Here is a 16,577-nt window from a genome sequence, read left to right as displayed (position 1 = left end):
CTGGCCACGTGCTAGGCTCGCCGCAAGTTGCAGTTTGGTTTCCCTTGCAGTACAGAGCCTGCGGAGCATGTAACCGCGGGCTCTAGTCGTTTTCAGACGTATGCAGTTGTGCGGCACTTGCTTTCACGCTTGCAGGGTTCTGGAGCAGGGCGACCCTTTGGGCCCAAGGAGGGCTTATGGCTACCGGAACCGTGAAGTGGTTCAACGCCGAAAAGGGCTTTGGCTTCATCGCCCAGGAAGGCGGCGGCCCCGACGTCTTCGTTCACTACTCCGCGATCAACGCCTCCGGCTTCCGCTCCCTCGAGGAGAACCAGCAGGTGAGCTTCGACGTCACGCAGGGCCCGAAGGGTCCGCAGGCGGAGAACGTCACCCCCGTCTGATCACGGCTGCCCCTCGGAACCTCCCGATTCCGGTCGGAAGGTTCCGATAGAGCTGTCTGATCGACACTGCCTGATCGCAGTCCGATTCGCAGTACCCAAGGAGCCCCACGCCATCCGGCGACGGGGCTCCTGCCTTTTCCGCCGCCTTCTGGCAGCGGTGGTGTGCGTTCATTTTCCGTTCACACGTGCTGCATGATCAGTACGAATTTCGTTCCGGCCGCGAGCGCCTCGTACGTGTGCGGCACGTCCCCCCGGTACGACATGTAGTCCCCCGCACCGAGCTCGACCGCCTCCCCGCGCGGACCCGCCTTCACACTCCCCTCTCCGACCACGATGTGCTCGACGGTCCCGGGAATGTGCGGCTCGGAATCCCGGACGGTGCCGGGTTCCAGCCATACGTAGTAAATGTCCCGCCGAGCGTGCGGCGGGCTCGCGGAAAGCAGCGTGGCGAGATAGCTGGACTGCTCCGAGTGCACGGTGGGCCCCTCCCCCGCCCGGATCACCTGGACGGCGGGCGCGGGCGGCTCCACCAGCACGCTGAACGGCACCCCGAGCGCCACCGCGAGCGCCCAGATCGTCTCCATGCTCGGATTCCCGCCCGCACCTTCCAACTGGGACAGCGTGGACTTCGCGACCCCGGCCCGCTTGGCCAGCTCGGACAGGGACAGACCGGCGCGGGTGCGTTCGCGGCGGAGGGCGGCGGCGATCCAGTCGAGGGGGAGGCGGGAAGGGGGGCCGGCGGGGGTGTCGGAGGGGGTGCCGGAGGCAGTGCCGGAGGGGGGTGAGTCGGGCATGGCGTTCACTCCATCGGTACGACTGTTCGTCTTGACGAACGCACGAGCTACTGTCCATTGTAGAAAACATGCGTTCGCCACACCGAACACTCCGGGCGGATCGTGCCGTGACGAGCCTGGTCCGCGACAGCTCTCTCGTCTGGCTGGCCAGCGGCATCGTCGGTGTCTCCTTCGGCGCGGTGTCCGTCGCCGGCGGTCTGCCACTGTGGGTGCCGGTCGTGATGTCGGTGGTGGTGTACGCCGGGTCGGCCCAGTTCAGCGCGGTCGGCGTGCTGCTCGCCGGGGGCGGTCCGCTGGCCGCGGCGGCCACCGGGCTGCTCCTCAACACCCGTACGGCCGCCTTCAGCCTCGCCGTCGCGGAGACCATCGGGGGCGGGCGCCTGGCCCGCCTGGTCGGCGCCCACCTCGTGACCGACGAAACCGTGGCCTTCGCCCTGGCCCAAGAGGACCCCGGCCGTCGCCGGGCGGCGTTCTGGATCTCCGGGCTCGGCCTGTTCGCCGTGTGGAACGCCGGGGTACTGGCCGGCGCGTTCGCCGGGAACGCCCTCGGCGACACCGCCCGCTACGGCCTGGACGCCGCCTTCCCCGCCGTTCTCGTGGCCCTCGTCCTGCCCACCCTGCGCACGGACCGCGCGGCACGCCGTTCCGCCCTGCTCGGCGCCGCCCTGGCCCTGGCGGTGACACCGGCCGTGCCGGCGGGGGTGCCGGTGCTGGTGGCGTTGTGCGGGTTGGTGCTGCACCGCCGGGTGCGGGAGGAGGTGACGGCCCGGTGAGCCCGACGGCCGTCGTGATCCTGGCCCTGGCCGTGGGCACGTACGCCTTCCGGCTGGTGGGCCCGGTACTGCACGGGCGCGTGGAGGTACCGGCGCGGGTGCAGGAGCTGGCGTCGGCGGGGGCGGTCGTCCTGCTGGTCGCCCTGCTGGCAACGGGCGCCCTGACGGAGGGCGGCGACTTCGCCGGATGGGCACGGCCGGCCGGGGTACTGACGGCGGGCGTACTGGCGTGGCGCAGGGCGCCCTTCGTGGTGGTGGTGCTGGGGGCGGCTGTGGTGACGGGGGTGTTGCGGGCGGTGGGGGTGAGTTCAGGGTGAGGGGTGGCTGCGGGAGGGCCGCACCCTAGGCATCGGCCAGGGGGCCCGGGTAGGGCGGCCCCAGCCGTCGGCCGGGCTGCCGGACGGGGTGGGGGGCGCGATCGCGCCTCGCCTGCACGCCGGGGGGGTAGCGGCTTGCGGTGAGTGGGGGGTGGGGGCTCGTGCGCGCGCTGGGCGGGTGGGGCACGCCGGGGCGGCTCAGCGGCTTGCGTCCGGTGGGCGGTGGGCGGTGGCCGGTGATCGGTGCCGCGCGGTCGCGCGGTCGCGCTGGTGGCGTAGCGGGGTGACGGGGTGACGGTAATTGGAGGGAATGTCTCACGACCGCGCGGCGTGACCTGCGGGTTTATCTCTCACCCGTGAGACATTCACTCCAATTACCGGGCGGGAGGCGGCCGTCGATACCGGGCGCCGGCTCAGGCCCTCACTGGTTGCTGTCGGGGGTGGCCCAGGCGACGAGTTGGAGGGTTACGCCGTTCGGGTCGGTGACCTGGAAGAGGCGCTCGCCCCACGGCTCTTCACGGAGCGGCATGGTGATGGAGACTCCTTCGCTCTGCAGTCGCTCGTATTCGGCCTCCAGGTCGGTCACGGTGAACACGATGATCACGCCGGCGGCGTGCTGATCCCTGAAGCCCTCGGGCAGGACCTCGATGCCGCGCTGCAGGAAGATCACGTTGGGGGCGTCCTCCCGGCCCAGGGAGGCGAAGCCTTCGGCAGCCATGGCCTCCTGGAAGCCGAAGTGCCGGATGAGGAATGCGGCGGAGGCGGGGACGTCGTCGACGGTCAGGCAGACCGCCGCAGAAGCGATCTTCATGGCTCCTCCTTGAGTGTCGTTAACTCTGTACTTTGTACTCTATACATCGTACAGAGTATGGGGATGTGGCGCCATCGCTTCTTGCGGAGAAGATGGGGCGCATGGCCAAGGAACGAAGCGGCGCAGGGGACCCGGCCCGCACCCTGGAACTGCTGTGGCGCGAGCCCGGACGTGGTGGCTCCCGACGCGGCCCCAGACAGGGCTTGACGGTTGACGCTGTTGTCCAGGCCGCCATCGAGCTCGCCGACGCCGGTGGGCTGGACGCCCTGACCATGCGCAGCGTCGCCCAGCAACTGGGCGTCACGCCGATGACGCTCTACACCTACGTCCCGGGTAAGGCAGAGCTGCTCGACCTCATGCTGGACGCCGTCTATCTGCAGATGCCGCGTACCGACCAGACGGCCGCCCCATGGCGTTCGAGGGTGGAGGCCGTCGCGCGCGAGAACCGCGACCTGTACCGACGCCATCCCTGGGTGGCGACCCTGCCCACCACGCGCCCGCCGCTCGGGCCCGGACTCATGGCCAAGTACGAGCACGAACTGGCCGCCTTCGACGGCCTCGGGCTCGACGACGTCGAGATGGACGCGGCCCTCACCTTCCTGCTCGGCTTCGTCCAGTCCGTCGCCCGCGCCGACTTCGACACCCAGGCCGCCGCCCGCGACAGCGCCATGTCCGACGAGCAGTGGTGGGCCGTCAACGCCCCACTGCTGGCCAGAGTCTTCGACCCCGCCCGCTTCCCCCTCGCCGCCCGCGTCGGAAGCGCCGCAGGCGCGGCTCATCGCGGCACGTACGACCCCGAACACGCCTTCGTCTTCGGGCTGGAGCGCATCCTCGACGGCCTCGCCCACCTCATCGAGAGCCGGTCCCGGTAGCAAAACCTCACACGCCATGGCAGTGATTGGCAGACATGGGCCACGCCCTTCCTGCCTGACCGGGGGTTTCCCCTCCTTTCCCCCGCCCATATCTGCCAATCCTCGAGCGGCCGCGACCGGTGAGGCCGATGTGGCACGTCACCCGCCCCCCTCGCGCCCTGCCCCCCACTCACCGATCGCCGCCGAACCCACCCGGCGTGCAGGCGAGGCGCGACCGCGCACCCCGAACCCCGGTCCCCACGCCAGTCCGGCGAAGGGACCGCCTGCCCCGGCACCGGCTTTCCGGGCCGCTCACTCGCTTCTTCCCCGTGCTGGAGCGAGCCGAGTCAAGGGTCGGCCGCAGGCCGATCGCCGCAGGCGACGCGCAGCGCCCTTTACTCGGGTCGCGGAAGCACGACAATCACAAAGAAGCGAGCGGCCCCCACGGTCACCTTCCAAGGGGCGGGGCCGTCAGTCGGGTCTCCGGCCCAGTACCGCCTCGCAGTCCTGCCACGCGGGCGCGCTCAGCAGGGGGCGCAGGCGGGTGAAGAGGGTGAGGAGGGGGTGGGCGAACCGGGCGTGGAAGGTGGGGTCGTGGGCGGCCAGGTCCAGTTCGTTGGCGGCCGTCAGTTCCGCGAAGTCGCGGGCGAGTTGGCGGGTTGGGTGTACGGCCTCGCTGGTGAAGCGGTCGTACAGGGGCGCGTCGGGGTCCTTGCCCAGGGTCGGGTACGTCGCCTTGCGGTCGCAGCTTCCATAGGCGTACACGATCACCTCCGCCTCCTCTCCGACGGCGGCCCGCAGTTCGTCTCGGCGGGTCAGGGGGAGCAGGGGCGCGGGGAAGCCGTCGGTGCCGTAGGAGGCGTGGTACAGGCCGGCCAGTTGGAGGGGCGGGCGGGCGCCCCAGGTGGCCAGGCGGGTGCGTACTCGCTCGCAGTGGGCGAGGAGGGTGCCGCCCGGGTGGGGGATCGCGTCGGCGTTCAGTCGGCGTAACAGGGCTGTCGCTTCCTTCACCGCCGTCACCGCCCCTTCGGTGTTTGTGGTCGGCACCCGCTCCCGGGCCCTGGGAGCGGGTTGCCGCCTGGGCCCGGAGAGATCGTTCTACGTGAGCAACCTCCAGTCAATCCTGGGGATTTGGCGACTGACCCAAGTGTTAGCTTGGGGATTGTGACGCTCGACGATCTACGTGTGTTCGTGGCCGTGTGCCGGGGCGGGAGTCTCAGTGCGGTGGCTCGTGAGCTGGGGTGCACGCAGTCGGCCGTGAGCCAGCACGTCAAGCGGCTGGAGCGGGAAACGGGGGTGGCGCTGCTGGAGCGGCAGCCTCGCGGGGTCGTACCCACGCAGGCGGGGCGGGTGCTGGAGGCCGCCGCCGCGGAAGGGATCGCGGGACTGGATCTCGCCATGCGGGAGTTGCGGGACCTCGTCGACGGGCGCAGCGGATATGTGCGGGTCGCCACGGGGGCCACCACCGTGCGGCACTTCATGTCCGATGCCGTCGTCCGGTTCCGGCGGCGGTATCCGCACGTCAACCTCGAGTTCCGGACCGTCAGTTCGGGACGCGGCAGCTTCGACGCGCTCGCCGACGGCACGCTCGACCTCGCCTGGATCACCCTCGGTCCTCCCGTGCGCGGGATCGAGCAGCGGGCGGTGGTCGAGCTGCCCTGGGTGCTTGCCGTACGGGCCGACGACCCTCTCGCCCGGCGGCCCCACCTCGACCCCGGCGAACTGCGCGACGTACGGCTGATCCGGCTGCCGCCCAACTCCGTCTCCGCCGCGCATCTCGACGCCGCCTGCGAGGAACTGGGCGTGCGCTTCGCCTACGAGCCGAGTGTCGCCGACTGGGACACCGCCCTGCTGCTCGCCGAGCTGGGAGTCGGGCGGGCCGTCGTGCCTGCCGTGCCGGGACTTCCCGTTCCCGGGGAGGGAGACCTGCGGCTCGTGCCCGTCCCAGGGCTGCGACCCCTCCCTGTCGGGTGGGCCGTACGCCGCTGGGACGCACTCAGTCCGCCGGCCCGGGCCTTCGCCGACACGGTCGTCCAGTGCCGGGTGCGGGGCGGGTGAGGGGCAGTTCCGCCCAGACTGTCTTGCCTACGGCGCGTTCCGTGACGCCCCAGGTCTGCGACAGCAGCGATACGAGGATCAGGCCTCGGCCGCCCTCGTCGTCCTCGCCGTTCTCGTCGTCCTCCGGGGCGAACCTGAGCTTCTTCTCTCCTCTCGCGTCCGTGACCTCGATGCGGAGGGTGTACTCGGGGAGGAGGCGTAGGCGTAGTTCGAAGTCCCTGCCGGGTACGCGGCCGTGCGTGACCGCGTTCGCGGCGAGTTCCGCGACCAGGTGCTGGGCGGTGTCGTTCACGTCTCCGCCGTAGGGGTGACCCCAGCTCGCCAACTGGTTCGCCGTCAGGTGGCGGGCCAGGCGTGCGCCTCTCGGGGTCGAGCTCAGACGGACGGCCAGTTCCGTGATGGTCGTGGGGGAAGTGGTGGGGGTGGAGATTTGCGAGTTCACGTGACAGAGGGTGGCGGTTTCTCCCTACCCTGACCAGGAGCGACCTGGCGACTGTGCGTAGCCGTACGGGTGCGGTGGGTTGGACGTACGGGGTGTCGGGCGTGACCTGAGAGACGGGGTGCGTGCGGTGACGGAAGAGGGCGGCGAGCGAAGGCCGGAGACGCCTGCGGAGGCCGACGGGACGACGGGGTTGTTCACGACCCTGGGCAAGCAGTTGAAGGTGCTTCGGGAGCGGAAGGGGCTTACGCAGAAGGAATTGGGCCAGCTTGTCGCCTACGGGCCGGATGCCGTTTCCGCCATGGAGCGGGGCGTGCGGGTTACTCAGCCAGAGCTGTTGGAGAAGGCGGATGAGTTGCTCGACGCGGGGGGCGTCCTGCGGGCTGCCATTCCCGACGTCAAGGAAGCGCTGAAGAAGGCGCGGACGAGACATCCTGAGTGGTACCGGAGTTATGCGGCGCTGGAGGCGGAGGCTGTCGAGCTGCACTTCTATGCCAACCAGGCCATGCCAGGGCTGTTGCAGACCGAGGATTACGCCTACGCCGTGTTCCGCCAGCGACGTCCTTTCCTGAGCGAGGAGACCATCGAGAAGCGCGTAGCGGACAGACTCTCGCGTCAGCAGGTCTTCGACCGTTGGCCGCCGCCCGCCGTGAGTTACGTGCTTGAGGAGGTGCTGCTCGACCGGCCGATCGGCGGGGTCGCCCTCTTCAAGAACCAGCTACAGAACCTGCTGCGCGTCGGCAGCATGCGCAACGTCGAGATTCAGGTGATGCCCACCCGGCGCGAGGAACACCCCAACCTGGACAGTGCGTTCAACCTGCTGACGCATAAGCGGCATGGTCAGGCGGCGTACACGGAGTCCCAGGGGTACCCCCGGCTGATCACGGAGCCGGAAGAGGTCAGGAAGATCGCCGATCGCTATGGGATCATGCGCGCACTGGCACTCAACCCCATGGAGTCCCGGTCTCTGATCGAGAAGAAGCTGGAGGAGCTGTGAGCATCGAGAACCTCAACTGGTTCAAGTCCAGCTACAGCAGCGGTGAGGGCGGCGAATGCCTCGAAGTCGCCATGAGCCCCCAACTCATCCACATCCGCGACTCCAAAACCCCCACCGCCCCTCACCTGACCCTCTCCCCCACCACCTGGCTCGCGTTTCTCCCGCTCACCAACTCACCGGCAACTCCACAGGAAACCGCCGGATAGTCTTCGCGTCCCACCGCAAGTCCCCCGGCGGCACCGCCAACCGCAGCCCGGGGAAGCGCTCCAGCAACCGCCCCACCGCGACCTCCAGCTCGGCCAGAGCCAAGGGCACGCCGATGCAGCGGTGGCCGCCCCAGCCGAAGGTCATGTGCGGGGCGTGGGGGCGGTCGGGGTCGATGGAGTGGGGGTACGGGTAGCGGGCGGGGTCGCGGTTCGCCGTCAGATACGAGACGTGGACGAACTCGCCGGCCCGGATCTTCACGCCGTCCAGCTCGACGTCCTCCAGGGCCACCCGGGGGATGCCGACCCCCTTGCGGAAGGGGATGTAGCGGAGCAGCTCGTGGATGAGGGCCGGCAGCGACTCCGGGTTCCGCCGGATCCAGTCCATCAGCTCCGGCCGGGTCAGCAGCAGGTACACGATGTTGCTGATCTGGCAGGTCGCCGTGTCCTGGCCGCTGAGCACCAGGGTCAGCGTCATGACGGCCATTTCCTGGTCGTCGAGCTGGTCCTGGCCGTCCCGGGCGGCGATCATCCCGCTGATGATGTCGTTGCCGGGGGTGCGGCGGCGCTGCTCGACGAGGGTGCGGAAGTATCCGGTCAGGTCGGTCTTGACCTGGGCCGCCGCCTCCTTGTTGTCCCGGCCGGTGACGAGGAGCTTGAGGACCAGCTCCCGCATCCGGCCCCAGTCCGCCCGGGGGATGCCGAGGAGTTCGAGGATGGTGTGCTGCGGGAACGGGTCCGACAGGTGCCGGACGAGGTCGGCGGGCGGGCCTTCCTCCGCCATGCCGTCCAGCAGTGAGTCGGCGAGCCGGACGATCCGTTCGCGCATGCCGTCGACCCGTTCCTGGGTAAAGGCCTGGGAGACCAGGCTCCGTACGCGGCTGCTCTGCGGGGGGTCCATGACGTTGACGGACTCGGGGGAGACGATGGGCTCCGGGGTCATGCGGGGGTAGTCGTGGCCCATGATCCCGGCGCGGCTGAAGCGGCGGTCGACGGTGATCTGCTGGACCGAGTGGAAGTCGGTGGCCAGCCAGGCGTCGGCCTCGCCGTACGGGAGGCGGATACGGGTGATGGATCCGCGCTCCATGAGCCCGGCGAGCTCGGGGTCGAAGTCCAGGGCTTCGCTGAAGTCGAAGGGGCAGGTGCGGGGCCCGTTCTCGGTCGTCATCAGTCGATCGCTCCCGCCATCGGTACGACGTGGGTGGCGTCCACGGCGGTGCGCAGGCGCCGGGCCAGCTGGACGGCGTCGCCGACGGCCCAGTAGTGGACGAAGAAGAGGCGGGGCTCGTCGGTGAGATTGTGGTGGTGGACCTCGACGAGGTCGGCCCCGGCGCGGCGGAGGGCCACGAGGACGCCCTGCAGTTCGGCGGCGGTCGTGACGATGTCGCCGTTGATCGCCGCGCGGCCCTGTCCGAGGGGCTGGTAGTTGACGGAGGTCGTGGCGCCGAGGCCCGGGGGGAGGATCAGGTGGCCGTCGGTGATCGTCTCGGCGCGTACGAAGGTGCTCTTGTAGACGCCGTCGTCGGCCACGCCCTTGACCCCGATCGCCTTGTCGACGGCGGCGGTGTCGAGATCGATGGAATCCACGGAGGTGCTGGTCGTGGTCGGCGGCGGGGTGGCCGTGCGGTCGAGCGCCGCGCGCAGGCCGTGGGCGACGGCCACCGGGTCGTGGCCGTGGGCGTGCAGGTGGACCCACCAGATGTCGGGCTTCTGGGCGAGCAGGTGCTTGTGGATCGCGGTCTGCCGGATGTCGTGCTTCTGCAGGGTGTCGCTGAACGGCTGCAGCTCGGGCTCGGTGACCACGGCGTCGCCCATGAGGAGTGAACTGCCGTCGGCGTAGCGGACGAAGGACAGATGGGTGCCCAGGGCGAGCGCGGGTTTGATCCTGATGCCCTGCGAGTACACCTTGAGGTCCCGGCGGGGCATGCCCGTGTGGTACATGAACCGCTTCATCTCGCCGGGGCCGCGGAGGGCGCGGCCCACGTCCGTCCAGTCGGCGAGTCGGGTCATCACCGGTTCGACCGTCTGGCGGCCTGCCGCCCGGGGCGCCCCGGCCGCCGCCCCGGTCAGTACTGGCGCGAGCGCGGCGGTGGCCAGCACGCGGCGGCGGGACGGGATGAGCGGGCGGTGGGTGTGCTGCTGCGGGTCGTCAGTCATGTCATATGCCTCCTGGCGCGATGGAAACACGGCAGGAGGCACGGGCCCGTGACCCGCACCCGCTGGTGGGCCGAGTGGGCTAAGAATCCGTAACGCGGTGCGGTCGGGTCGTCAGCCGTACAGCTCCTCCACCTGCGCCGCGAAGTCCCGCATGATCGCTTCCCGCCGCAGCTTCATCGACGGGGTGAGGTGGCCGGTCTCCTCGGTGAAGTCGACGGGCAGGACCGCGAACCGCCGGATGGACTCGGGCCGGGAGACCAGTTTGTTGGCCTCGTCCACGGCCCGTTGCAGGACGGCGGTCAGTTCCTCGTCGCCGATGAGGAGCTCGGGGGGAACCGGGTGCTTGCCGTTCATCAGGCGCCAGTGGGTGATGCCGTCGGGGTCGAGGGTGATCAGGGCGCTGATGTAGGGGCGGCCGTCGCCGACCAGCATGGCCTGGGAGATCAGGGGGTGGGAGCGGAGCCAGTTCTCCAGCGGGGCGGGGGCGACCGACTTGCCCCCGGCGGTGATGAGCAGTTCCTTCTTGCGGCCGGTGATGGTGAGGTAGCCCTCGTCGTCGAGTTCGCCGAGGTCGCCGGTGGCGAGCCAGCCGTCCTGGGTCGCGGGGACCACGCCGCCGGCCTGGGGGTCCCAGTAGCCGCGGAGCACATGGTCCCCGGCGATCAGGATTTCGCCGTCCGCGGCGATGCGGACCCTGGTGCCGGGCATGGGCCAGCCGACGGTGCCCAGGCGCGGTTTGAGGGGCGGGGTGACGGTGGAGGCGGCGGTGGTCTCGGTGAGGCCGTAGCCCTCGAAGATCTCGATGCCCGCGCCCGCGTAGAAGGCGGCGAGGCGGCGGCCGAGCGGGGAGCCGCCGCAGATCGCGTACCGGACCCTGCCGCCCATCGCGTTGCGGATGCGGCGGTAGACGAGGGGGTCGTAGAAAGTGCGGGCGGTCTTCAGGGAGCGGCTGGGGCCGCTGCCGGTGCCGGTCTGGCGGGCTTCGAGGGCCTCGCCGTAGCGCTGGGCGACGGAGGCCGCGCGGTCGAAGGTGGACAGGCGTCCGCCCGCCTCCGCCTTGGCGCGGGCGGAGTTGAAGACCTTCTCCAGCATGTAGGGGATGGTCAGCAGGCAGGTCGGCCGGAAGGCGGCGAGGTCCGGGAGCAGGTCGTCCGCCTTCAGGCTCGGGGAGTGGCCGAGCCGTACTCTCGCCCGGACGCACGCGATGGCCACCATCCGGCCGAAGACGTGGGACATCGGCAGGAACAGCAGCACCGACGCCTTCTCGTCCGACTTCGCCTTGAACACGGGGTGGAGGAGTTCGATGGCGTTGTCGACCTCGGCGAAGAAGTTGCCGTGCGAGAGGGCGCAGCCCTTGGGGCGGCCGGTGGTGCCGGAGGTGTAGATGATGGTGGCGAGCGTGTCGGGGACGAGCATGCCCCGGCGTATGTCCGCTTCCGCGTCGGGCAGTTGGGCGCCCGCTTCGGCGAGGCGGTCCACGTGGCCCTTGTCCATCACCCAGACGTGGCGGAGGTCGGGGAGGTGTTCGAGTTCGGGGCCGATGGCGGCTGCCTGCCCGGCGGTTTCCGTGACGAGGGCGAGTGCGCCGGAGTCGTGGAGGATCCAGCGGGTCTGGAAGACGGAGGAGGTCGGGTAGATGGGGACGGTGACCAGTCCGGCCGCCCAGGCGGCGAAGTCCAGCAGCGTCCACTCGTAGGTGGTGCGGGCCATGACGGCTATGCGGTCGCCGGGTGTGAAGCCCTCGGCGATCAGGCCCTTCGCCACCGCCAGCACCTGTTCGGCGAAATCGAGGGCGGTCACGTCCTGCCAGTCGCCGTCGGACGTCCGGCGGCTGAGGACCACCGCTTCGGGGTCCTTCTCCGCGTTGTCGAACGGCAGGTCCGCGAGGGATCCGTGGGTGACGGGCGGCGCGAAGGGCGGGACGGACGCCTCCCGTACCACCCCGTCCAGACGGCGTGTCTCCGGCTCGACGAGGACCGGCAGGCCGTCGTAGTCGGTGGCGTGGACGGGGGCGTGCACGGGGGCACCGGAGGAGACGTGGGAGTCAGGAGGGACGGGGACGGTCGGGTACGGGGTGGACACGGGCGGCTCCTCGGGCGTGCAGCGTGAACTGCTTGCTGCATGACGTACGTGCCTCGCACACCGAGGCGTTCACCGGCGGGCCGCTGCGGAAGGGGGTTACCGACGGTTCAGGCAGGTGATGCTACGAGGCTCCTGTGGTGGGCTTGTGCGGGTTCGGGGATGGTCCGGGGACAGGGGTGTGCAATCTCGGCGGTTAGGGCCTGTCCGGCGGATCAGGTCGCAGGAAACAGGCGGTGACTCATCGGCGCTGGCGAGCGGGGCTTGGTGCGTGCAGCTGCAAGGCGGAGGAGGGAGTCGACGCGGAGCGTCGGGGACCGACGACAACGCCGCAGATGGGCGTGCCAAGCCCCGCGTCTGCGACGTGATCCGCCGGACAGGCCCTAAGTGACGGTCACTCACGTTCGCTCCAGGATTGCCGTCACGCCCTGGCCGCCGGCCGCGCAGACGGAGATCAGCCCGCGTGCCGGTCCCTCCCGTTCGGCCAGCAGTTTGGCCAGGGTCGCGACGATCCGGGCGCCGGTCGCCGCGAAGGGGTGGCCGGTGGCGAGGGAGGAGCCGGCCACGTTCAGGCGGCTGCGGTCCACCGGGGCCAGGCCGCGCTTCTCCCAGGCCGCGAGGGTGGCCAGCACCTGGGAGGCGAAGGCCTCGTGGACCTCGATCAGGTCGAAGTCGGCCATGGCCAGGCCCGCGCGCTCCAGCATCCGCGGGACCGCGTACGCGGGGGCCATCAGGAGGCCGTCCTCGCCGTCCGCCACGTCACCGTGCGGGAAGTCCACGGCCGCCGTCTCGTACGCCGTGAGGTAGGCCAGCGGTTCCAGACCGCGTTCGGCCGCCCACTCCTCGGACGCCAGCAGGACCAGGGCGGCGCCGTCGGTGAGCGGGGTGGAATTGCCCGCCGTCATGGTCGGGTGAGGGTCTTTCAGGCCGAACACCGGCTTCAGCGTGGCCAGTTTCTCCACCGTCGAGCCGGGGCGGAGGTTCTGGTCCCGGGCCAGGCCCCGGAAGGGGACCACCAGGTCCTGGAAGAAGCCGCGTTCGTACGCAGCCGCCAGCCGCTGGTGACTGGCCGCCGCCAACTCGTCCTGGGCCTCCCGCGTGATGCCCCAGGCCCGGGCGGTGACCGCGGCGTGCTCGCCCATGGACAGGCCGGTGCGCGGCTCGGCGTTGCGGGGGATGTCGGGGACGAGGTGGGCGGGGCGGACCTTGGCGAGGGCCTTCACCCGGGCGCCGAGGGACTTCGCCCGGCGGGCCTCCAGCAGGACGCGGCGCAGGTCGTCGTTGACGCCGAGGGGGGCGTCGCTCGCGGTGTCGACGCCGCCGGCGATGGCCGACTCGGCCTGGCCGAGGGCGATCTTGTTGGCGGCGGCGATGATCGCCTGGAGGCCGGTGCCGCAGGCCTGCTGGATGTCGTAGGCGGGGGTGCGGGGGTCGAGGCCGGAGCCGAGGACGGTCTCCCGGGTGAGGTTGAAGTCGCGGCTGTGCTTGAGGACCGCTCCGGCCACCAGCTCCCCCACCGCGCCGGGCGCCTGGAGCCCGTACCGCTCGACCAGGCCGTTCAGGGCGGCGGTCAGCATCTCCTGGTTGGAGGCGGTGGCGTACGGGCCGTCGGCGCGGGCGAAGGGGACACGCGTGCCGCCGATCACCGCGACGCGGCGGGCGACGGCAGGGCCCAACGGGGGTTCAAGGGGACTCATTCTCGACCTGTTCCTCACCGTGACGTAGGCTTACCTCCGGTAACCTTACTCCAGAGTAAGCATGTGGACCCCTGGGAGTCGTCAGATGGCCGACCGCTACCTGAGCTTCACCGGCACCGCGCCCGGCCGCTTCCTGACCCGTCGGCTGGGACTGCCGCAGCCCGCGCCGCTGAAGCGCTGGTCGGAGCGGAGCACCTCCCTGGGCGGCCCGCTGCTCCATCTCACCGCCGGGAAGTCCGACCTGGAACTGGCCCCCGTCCTCGCCCGTACGGGGCTCGCGGCGGGCACGGAATCGGGGGCGCGCTCGGGTGCCGAGAAGCCCGCCGCCGTCGTCCTCGACGCGACCGGCGTCCGGGACGTCGGGACGCTCGGCGAGGTGCACGCGGCCCTGCACCCGGTGGTGCGGTCGGTCGCCGCGAGCGGCCGGGTGGTGGTGCTGGGCGCCCCGCTCGACACGGACGACCACCACCAGTGCGCCGCCCAGCAGGCCCTGGAGGGCTTCACGCGGTCGCTGGGCAAGGAGATCGGGCGGGGCAGGACCGTCAACCTGGTCCGGCTCACCGACGCGGACGCCGCCGAGTCCACCCTGCGCTTCCTCCTCTCCCCCAAATCGGCCTACGTCAGCGGGCAGGTCATCGGCATCGGCATCGGCATCGGCATCGGCGACGGTGAGGTCACCGCCCCCGCCGCCTGGGACCGGCCGCTCGCCGGGCGCACCGCGCTGGTCACCGGCGCCGCGCGCGGCATCGGGGAGGCGGTCGCCGAGACACTGGCCAGGGACGGCGCGCGGGTCGTCGTACTGGACGTGCCGGCGGCGGAGGCGGACGCCCGCCGGGTCGCCGAACGGCTCGGCGGTACCGCACTCGCCCTCGACATCACCGCCGCCGACGCCGGTGAGCGGATCGTGGACGCGCTGCCCGACGGGCTCGACGTACTGATCCACAACGCCGGGATCACCCGGGACCGGCGGCTGGTCAACATGCCCGCCGAGCGGTGGAGTTCGGTTCTGGAGGTCAACCTCGCCAGTGTGCTGCGCACGACGGACGCGCTGCTCGCGGGCGGCGCCCTGCGCCCCGGCGGGCGGATCGTGGCGACCGCGTCGATCGCGGGGCTGGCCGGGAACGCGGGGCAGACGAACTACGGGGCGAGCAAGGCGGGGGTGGCCGGGCTGGTGCGGTCCCTCGCGCCCCGGGCGCTGGCCGAACACCGGGTCACCGTGAACGCGGTCGCGCCCGGCTTCATCGAGACGAAGATGACCGCCGCCGTCCCGCTGTTCATCCGGGAGGCCGGGCGGCGGATGAACTCCCTCGCCCAGGGCGGGCTGCCCGCCGACGTCGCCGAGACCACCGCCTGGCTGGCCCATCCGGCCTCCGGCGCGGTCAACGGGCAGGTCGTCCGGGTCTGCGGCCAGAGCCTGCTGGGGGCCTGATGGGTGCCGTGTCCGCCGTGGTCCTCACCGGCTCCCCCGCTCTCGCGCCGCTGTTCGCCCGCGGCGCCCTGCGCTCCCCGTTCAAGCGGCCCCGCCCGGACGCCGACTACCCGCGCGCCCGGCTGGTGCTGCCCGGCGTACGCGTCGACCAGGACCGGCTGGCCGCGTACGAGCGGGTGTGCGGCTTCGCCACCGGCGACGACGGGCTCCCGGTCACCTATCCGCACGTCCTCGGTTTCCCGCTCGCCATGCGGCTGATGAGCGGCCGGGACTTCCCGCTGCCGCTGGTCGGCCTCGTCCACACCTCCATCGAGATCACCCGGCGCACCGCCCTCGCGGCCGACGGCGAGTACCAGCTCAGCGTGTACGTCGCCGGTCTGGCGCCGCACCGGCGCGGCACCGAGGCCGCCGTCGTCACCGAGCTGCGGGACGGCGGGAGCGGCGGGGACCTGGTGTGGGAGTCGACGAGCACCTATCTGGCGCGGCACCGCACCGGCACCACCCCGCCGGGCGAGGAGCCCCCGCCGCTGCGGGAGGTACTGCCGCCCGTCGCCGAGTGGCGGCTCGCCGGGGACGTCGGCCGGCGGTACGGGGCCGCCTCCGGCGACCGCAACCCCATCCACCTGCACCCCCTCACCGCCCGACTCTTCGGCTTCCCGCGCGCCATCGCCCACGGCATGTGGACCGTCGCCCGCTGCCTCGCCGCCCACGGAACACCGAGGGCCACGCTGGTCCGGGCGGAGTTCCGGGCGCCGGTGCTGCTGCCGGGGACGGTGGTGTACGGGGCGGACGGCGACGGGCGGTTCGAGCTGCGGGGCGGCGAGAGGGTGCACGTGGCCGGGGGTGTCTACCCGGCGGCCGGCTGAGCCCCGGGTTCCGGCGCCGGTCCCGGTTCCGGCGGTGCCCCCTGTTCCGTCGGCGACCACGGCCGCCCGTCCATGAGGTCGCCCAGACCCGCCCACGCGAAGTTCATCAGAGTCGCCGCGGCCTGCCGGGCCGTGACGCCCGGGGTGGCGTTGGCCCAGGCGGCGAGGGACTCGGCGGCGCCGACCAGGGCCTCGGCGAGCCCGGCGACCTCGTGCTCGGGGAGGTCCGGGTTGCGGTGCGCCGCACGGGCGGCCTCGGCGATCAGCCGGGTGACGAACGCGACGAGCTCCTCGCGCATCGCCGTCACCTCGGCGGCGAACGGCTCGCCGTGGGTGCGGGCCTGCAGGTGCAGCACGGACCAGCCGTCCGGGTGCTCGGCGGTGTGCGCGAAGAACGCCTGGAGCCCCTCCCAGAGCTGGCGGTCGGCGGGCAGCCCGGGCCGGACCCCGTCCCGTACCGCCTCGGTGAGCGCCTTCGCCTCGCGGCGGATGCAGGCGGTGAAGAGGTCTTCCTTCGAGTTCAGGTACAGGTACACCAACGGCTTGGACACGCCCGCCAGTTCGGCGATCTCGTCCATCGACGCGGCCATGTAGCCCCGCTCGCCGAAGGTCCGTACGGCGGCGTCGAGCATCTGCTGCTCCCGCACCGCGCGCGGCATCCGCTTGGTCTTCACGGCACCCATGGGGCAAGAGTAGTTGGGGGCACGGCTCCCGCCCCCGGGCCTG

At 71.4% G+C, this 16,577-nt stretch carries 18 protein-coding genes; 9 read left to right on the top strand and 9 right to left on the bottom strand.

What is annotated here, in order from left to right; genetic code table 11:
* Positions 1 to 176 precede the first annotated feature (176 nt).
* Positions 177 to 380 carry a cold-shock protein gene (locus ACFY0F_RS24770; protein ID WP_003992177.1) on the top strand — a complete coding sequence of 68 codons (204 nt, stop codon included), beginning with the start codon at positions 177 to 179 and terminating at the stop codon, positions 378 to 380.
* Positions 381 to 559: 179 nt separating this feature from the next.
* Here ACFY0F_RS24770 and ACFY0F_RS24765 read toward each other — a convergent pair whose 3' ends face one another.
* Positions 560 to 1,174, bottom strand: a complete 615-nt coding sequence (locus ACFY0F_RS24765) for a helix-turn-helix domain-containing protein (RefSeq protein ID WP_388798243.1) — start codon at positions 1,172 to 1,174, stop codon at positions 560 to 562.
* 68 nt (positions 1,175 to 1,242) lie between these two features.
* On the opposite strand from ACFY0F_RS24765, the gene ACFY0F_RS24760 reads away from it, so the two are divergent.
* A complete protein-coding gene (locus ACFY0F_RS24760) occupies positions 1,243 to 1,947 on the top strand; it encodes an AzlC family ABC transporter permease (RefSeq protein ID WP_388798241.1) in 705 nt (234 codons plus the stop codon).
* Positions 1,944 to 2,264, top strand: coding sequence for an AzlD domain-containing protein (locus ACFY0F_RS24755; protein ID WP_388798239.1), 321 nt, complete (start codon positions 1,944 to 1,946; stop codon positions 2,262 to 2,264). The genes ACFY0F_RS24760 and ACFY0F_RS24755 overlap by 4 nt, the downstream gene beginning before the upstream one ends.
* A 421-nt stretch (positions 2,265 to 2,685) precedes the next feature.
* On the opposite strand, the gene ACFY0F_RS24750 is transcribed toward ACFY0F_RS24755, so the two are convergent.
* Positions 2,686 to 3,075, bottom strand: a complete 390-nt coding sequence (locus ACFY0F_RS24750) for a VOC family protein (RefSeq protein ID WP_388798236.1) — start codon at positions 3,073 to 3,075, stop codon at positions 2,686 to 2,688.
* A gap of 101 nt (positions 3,076 to 3,176) precedes the next feature.
* Between ACFY0F_RS24750 and ACFY0F_RS24745 the strand changes: the two genes are divergently transcribed.
* On the top strand, positions 3,177 to 3,947 hold the full coding sequence (locus ACFY0F_RS24745; protein WP_388798233.1) for a TetR/AcrR family transcriptional regulator C-terminal domain-containing protein: 771 nt from the start codon (positions 3,177 to 3,179) through the stop codon (positions 3,945 to 3,947).
* 450 nt (positions 3,948 to 4,397) lie between these two features.
* On the opposite strand, the gene ACFY0F_RS24740 is transcribed toward ACFY0F_RS24745, so the two are convergent.
* The gene (locus tag ACFY0F_RS24740) at positions 4,398 to 4,937 is read right to left on the bottom strand and encodes a DUF6817 domain-containing protein (RefSeq protein ID WP_388798230.1); all 540 of its coding nucleotides are present in this window, start codon (positions 4,935 to 4,937) and stop codon (positions 4,398 to 4,400) included.
* Between the two features lie 153 nt (positions 4,938 to 5,090).
* Between ACFY0F_RS24740 and ACFY0F_RS24735 the strand changes: the two genes are divergently transcribed.
* Entirely contained in the window at positions 5,091 to 5,984 is an 894-nt protein-coding gene (locus tag ACFY0F_RS24735; RefSeq protein ID WP_388798227.1) for a LysR family transcriptional regulator, read from the top strand.
* Here ACFY0F_RS24735 and ACFY0F_RS24730 read toward each other — a convergent pair.
* Positions 5,923 to 6,426, bottom strand: a complete 504-nt coding sequence (locus tag ACFY0F_RS24730; RefSeq protein WP_388798224.1) for an ATP-binding protein — start codon at positions 6,424 to 6,426, stop codon at positions 5,923 to 5,925. The two genes, ACFY0F_RS24735 and ACFY0F_RS24730, sit on opposite strands and share 62 nt — an antisense overlap.
* Before the next feature lie 127 nt (positions 6,427 to 6,553).
* Here ACFY0F_RS24730 and ACFY0F_RS24725 point away from each other — a divergent pair, with 127 nt between their 5' ends.
* Positions 6,554 to 7,420 carry a helix-turn-helix domain-containing protein gene (locus ACFY0F_RS24725; RefSeq protein WP_388798221.1) on the top strand — a complete coding sequence of 289 codons (867 nt, stop codon included), beginning with the start codon at positions 6,554 to 6,556 and terminating at the stop codon, positions 7,418 to 7,420.
* Entirely contained in the window at positions 7,417 to 7,626 is a 210-nt protein-coding gene (locus ACFY0F_RS24720) for a DUF397 domain-containing protein (protein WP_388798218.1), read from the top strand. Before ACFY0F_RS24725 ends, ACFY0F_RS24720 begins: the two co-directional genes overlap by 4 nt.
* On the opposite strand, the gene ACFY0F_RS24715 is transcribed toward ACFY0F_RS24720, so the two are convergent.
* The 4 genes from ACFY0F_RS24715 to ACFY0F_RS24700 form a co-directional block, all read right to left on the bottom strand.
* Positions 7,586 to 8,791 (bottom strand): cytochrome P450, encoded by a 1,206-nt coding sequence (locus ACFY0F_RS24715; protein WP_388798215.1) that lies wholly within the window; start codon positions 8,789 to 8,791, stop codon positions 7,586 to 7,588. The genes ACFY0F_RS24720 and ACFY0F_RS24715 overlap by 41 nt on opposite strands.
* Positions 8,791 to 9,780, bottom strand: a complete 990-nt coding sequence (locus ACFY0F_RS24710; protein WP_388798212.1) for a DUF1259 domain-containing protein — start codon at positions 9,778 to 9,780, stop codon at positions 8,791 to 8,793. The genes ACFY0F_RS24715 and ACFY0F_RS24710 overlap by 1 nt, the downstream gene beginning before the upstream one ends.
* A gap of 111 nt (positions 9,781 to 9,891) precedes the next feature.
* Positions 9,892 to 11,862: an AMP-dependent synthetase/ligase gene (locus ACFY0F_RS24705; protein WP_388798209.1), complete on the bottom strand. Its 1,971-nt coding sequence runs from the start codon at positions 11,860 to 11,862 to the stop codon at positions 9,892 to 9,894.
* Between the two features lie 395 nt (positions 11,863 to 12,257).
* On the bottom strand, positions 12,258 to 13,556 hold the full coding sequence (locus ACFY0F_RS24700) for an acetyl-CoA C-acetyltransferase (protein WP_388798206.1): 1,299 nt from the start codon (positions 13,554 to 13,556) through the stop codon (positions 12,258 to 12,260).
* 85 nt (positions 13,557 to 13,641) lie between these two features.
* Here ACFY0F_RS24700 and ACFY0F_RS24695 point away from each other — a divergent pair, with 85 nt between their 5' ends.
* On the top strand, positions 13,642 to 14,985 hold the full coding sequence (locus tag ACFY0F_RS24695; RefSeq protein WP_388798203.1) for a 3-oxoacyl-ACP reductase: 1,344 nt from the start codon (positions 13,642 to 13,644) through the stop codon (positions 14,983 to 14,985).
* On the top strand, positions 14,985 to 15,851 hold the full coding sequence (locus ACFY0F_RS24690) for a MaoC family dehydratase (RefSeq protein ID WP_388798200.1): 867 nt from the start codon (positions 14,985 to 14,987) through the stop codon (positions 15,849 to 15,851). Before ACFY0F_RS24695 ends, ACFY0F_RS24690 begins: the two co-directional genes overlap by 1 nt.
* Here ACFY0F_RS24690 and ACFY0F_RS24685 read toward each other — a convergent pair.
* Complete coding sequence (locus ACFY0F_RS24685) at positions 15,833 to 16,534, bottom strand: TetR/AcrR family transcriptional regulator (RefSeq protein WP_388798197.1); 702 nt, start codon at positions 16,532 to 16,534, stop codon at positions 15,833 to 15,835. The genes ACFY0F_RS24690 and ACFY0F_RS24685 overlap by 19 nt on opposite strands.
* Positions 16,535 to 16,577 lie beyond the last annotated feature (43 nt).

This window comes from Streptomyces sp. NPDC001544, from assembly GCF_042894285.1.
Lineage (GTDB): Bacteria > Actinomycetota > Actinomycetes > Streptomycetales > Streptomycetaceae > Streptomyces.
This window is presented reverse-complemented; position numbering and strand designations above follow the sequence as displayed.